3 protein-coding genes are annotated in these 2,694 nt (G+C 59.7%); 1 reads left to right on the forward strand and 2 read right to left on the reverse strand.

Annotated features, from left to right (window positions below):
* Positions 1-356 precede the first annotated feature (356 nt).
* Positions 357-1,469 carry a porin gene (locus EOS_RS06305; RefSeq protein ID WP_047845753.1) on the forward strand — a complete coding sequence of 371 codons (1,113 nt, stop codon included), beginning with the start codon at positions 357-359 and terminating at the stop codon, positions 1,467-1,469.
* A 65-nt stretch (positions 1,470-1,534) separates the two neighbouring features.
* Here EOS_RS06305 and EOS_RS06310 read toward each other — a convergent pair whose 3' ends face one another.
* Positions 1,535-1,900, reverse strand: coding sequence for a hypothetical protein (locus EOS_RS06310; RefSeq protein WP_047845755.1), 366 nt, complete (start codon positions 1,898-1,900; stop codon positions 1,535-1,537).
* Positions 1,901-2,211: 311 nt separating this feature from the next.
* Entirely contained in the window at positions 2,212-2,595 is a 384-nt protein-coding gene (locus EOS_RS06315; protein WP_235442717.1) for a hypothetical protein, read from the reverse strand.
* Positions 2,596-2,694 lie beyond the last annotated feature (99 nt).

The raw sequence follows: 2,694 nt of genomic DNA on the forward strand, positions 1-2,694 counted from the left end.
AACAACCAACGCCCGCTTATGCGGGCGTTTTTCATTGATGTCCCACGCCACCCGCTGACGTCATCAAGGTGACTTATTGATTCAGTTCGCAAATCAATAACGTTAATTGAAAGAATAAATCAAAACTGTTTGTCGGGCGATACTGTCTCGACCAAAAAAACAAGAGACGGAGACAACCGGCACCTAAGCCCACATTCGCGGCCACGCCGCTCCCGCGGTTTGCCCGTTCGACACGCTGATCCTTCGCACTTGAACCAACCCGAGATCCTCTAGCAGTCGTTATTCGACGCCCGGCATCCCCTCGACGAAGGGGCGGGGAATCGCTTTGCCTAAAAAAACTCAATGGAGACAACGCAATGAAGAAGAGATGGATTTGCAGTGCCGCAGCAGTGGCAATATCGGCGATGGCTGCTCAATGCGCATACGCGCAGAGCAGTGTCACGCTGTACGGCATCATCGACGCCGGCATCACGTACTTCAGCAATCTGAATGGACACGGAACCTTCGTGGCCAATGACGGCTCGATTCAGTCGAATCGCTGGGGCTTCCTTGGCAGTGAAGATCTCGGTGGCGGCGCGAAGGCTATTTTCCAGCTGGAGAACGGCTTCAATTTATACAACGGCACGATGGTCCAGTCCGGCGTGCTGTTCAGCCGGCAGGCGTGGGTAGGTCTCACTGACACCACCCACGGCACGCTCACGCTCGGCAAGCAATACGACTTCTTCTGGGACAACCTCACGCAGTTCGCGATGGGCCAGTACGCCGGGCAATACTCGTGGCACCCAGGCGATTTCGACCATCTGGCCGGCACCTTGCACATCAACAACGCGGTCAAGTACAAGTCGCCGACCTATTATGGTTTCTCCTTCGGCGCGCTCTATGCGTTCCCTTCGCAAGCCGTTTCGGCCGGCACCGGCCGCGTGATCGCGTTCGGCGCGCGATACGACGGCGGTCCGTTCCAGGCCGGCGTCGCTTACACCGATACCCACGATCTCGGTCTCAACGGGCCGAGCCAAGCGGGCACCACGCTGTTTCCGAACTTGTCGGGTGCGCCGGTGGTGGCCACAAGCGTGAGCACGATCGGTGCGGGTGCGAGTTACCGGTATGGGCGCAGCCTCACGCGCCTGCTTTTCACCGATACCCACTTTCGCATTGCCAAGGACAACGGCTCGATGCCGACCTACGAGGTCAACGAAGTCTTCCAGTTGACCCCGGCGACAACCTTGATGGGTGGCTACTGGTACAGCAAGCTCGGCGAGCAGAAGTTTCAGAACGGGACGTTGCTGCTCGACTATGCACTGTCTAAGCGCACGGACGTCTACACGAGTGCGACTTACCTGCGGGTATCGGGCGGCGCGGCGCCGGTGTTCCTCGGTAGCGGTTCGGCACCGGTGTTTTCCAACGGGGCGTATGTCGGCTCAGGGGAGTCGTCGACGGCAATCCGGATCGGCATGCGCACGAGGTTCTGAAGCCGAAGGGGCTTGTCGTTCAAGCGGTGACTCCCGATGAACGACAGCCCCCTCGGTTTGTGCGATCAGTCGGCCGGCCGCTTGTCGGCGAGTGCCCGCTTGCATTCATCGAGCACGCGCAGCACGAGCTCCGATTGATAGTTGAGGTCGTCGCTGTCGAGAATTTCTTCCACGGCATCGCGAGCCCAGTCGGCATCCACGAGTTCCGAGTGCCGCTGGGCAAGGTCGGCCGCAATGGCCGACAGCTTCGCGATGGCGAGCCATTCAGCCTGGCGCTTGTGCCTGTCCAGCCACTTGTGAGCCGCTTGCACGTGAAAAGCCGCCGTGGGCCAGGAGCCGTTCAGATAATAGGCGCCCAGGCTCCCGCAGGTGAGCCAGCAGAGCAATTCCACGCGGTCGGTCGGGCTGAGATTGTGGCGTACATCGTTCATGGCGGAGCTCACGAAGATGATTGACGTGTGCCGGACGTTTTGATTCCGGCATGAAAACGATAGCACGCTACGGTGCAATGCGGAATCCTCCATTTATACGGAGCATTTTGCGGGCGGAGCTAAGCAGCGGCGGGGCCGGCACTCATCGGCTTGGTGGGATCGAGCAGAAATGAATGCCCGGACGCCGGTTCCCTTCGACACAGGTGAATCCCGCCTTCCGCGACCCTTCATAAGCCTCCGCCTGCCGATGTGCCGATGTAACGTAACGCCGTCGCTACATTCACGCGTCGTGAGCGGCACGATGCGGCGCGTCAGGAGGCCATCGCCGCCGTGATTTCCCCGAACGACGACTGCAGCCGATCGATCTTTTCCCGCAAATTGTCGAGTCTGTATTTGGTTTTGTCGGCCAGATCGCGAACGCTTTCCAGCATGTGCTCGCACAGGGCGGAGTGTTGGGCCACCATTGAATCGAACGTTGTGGGTTCGGGCCATCCGGTTTGACCGGCTATGGACATTCCCTGATCCGGAGACGATTTTCCTTGGGCAATCCTCATGCGCTCGGTCATTTCGGCGAACTTCTCGACAGGGCCGATGGCGGTGCGAATGGAGGCGTCGACCTCATCGAGCGCGGCCTTCAGATCGAGCGCGTTCTCCTCCATCGATATGGTCAGCCCCTCCACCTTTTGCGGCGTCATGTATCCTCGCCTGGCGAGCGTCTCGCTCGCATTGACCAGCGCGGCAGTGATCGCCGATACCGCCACGCGCTCGGTCTCAACCCGGCTTTTAAGGTCGGT

Source organism: Caballeronia mineralivorans PML1(12) (assembly GCF_001028175.1).
GTDB lineage: Bacteria > Pseudomonadota > Gammaproteobacteria > Burkholderiales > Burkholderiaceae > Caballeronia > Caballeronia mineralivorans.